Origin of the sequence: Oribacterium sp. Sow4_G1_1 (assembly GCF_052116105.1) — a bacterium.
GTDB lineage: Bacteria > Bacillota > Clostridia > Lachnospirales > Lachnospiraceae > Oribacterium.
In genome coordinates, this window is record NZ_JBQKLS010000054.1 from 1 (window position 1) to 490 (window position 490).

General features: G+C 53.3%; 1 protein-coding gene. It reads left to right on the forward strand.

Going from position 1 to position 490, the window contains the following annotated elements:
- Positions 1 to 16 precede the first annotated feature (16 nt).
- Positions 17 to 490, forward strand: a 474-nt coding sequence (locus ACTQ52_RS12355; protein WP_441982794.1) for an ExeA family protein, incomplete at its 3' end; no start/stop codon positions are given.

Genomic DNA, 490 nt, shown 5'->3' on the forward strand with positions numbered 1-490 from the left:
AAGGAGGGACGCGCTCATGTATGAAGCATTCTTTGGCATGACCCATACGCCATTCACCAGGGACCTTCCACCGGAGTGCCTGTACGAGACGAAAGCGATGAGTGATGTGCTTGGCCGTCTGATGTACGTTGCCGACAAGAAGCTGTTTGCAGTGATCACATCAGAACCGGGTTGTGGCAAATCCACGCTGCTTCGAAAGTTCGATGCTATGCTTCCGAAGGACGAGTACATCCTTCTATACCTGTCTGATTCCAAGCTTACACCGAAGTGGTTCTATAAGGGCCTTCTGGAACAGCTGGGCATCGACTCGGGCTTCTATCGTGGAGATGCCAAGCGCCAGCTGCAGGCATCGATCGAGATCATTCAGGGAGTCCAGAAGAAGCGGGTGGTCTGCATACTCGACGAGGCGCACCTCCTCGATAAGGAAATGCTCGAGGAGTTCCGCTTCATGCTGAACTACAAGTTTGACTCTGAGAGTCCGATGGCCCTG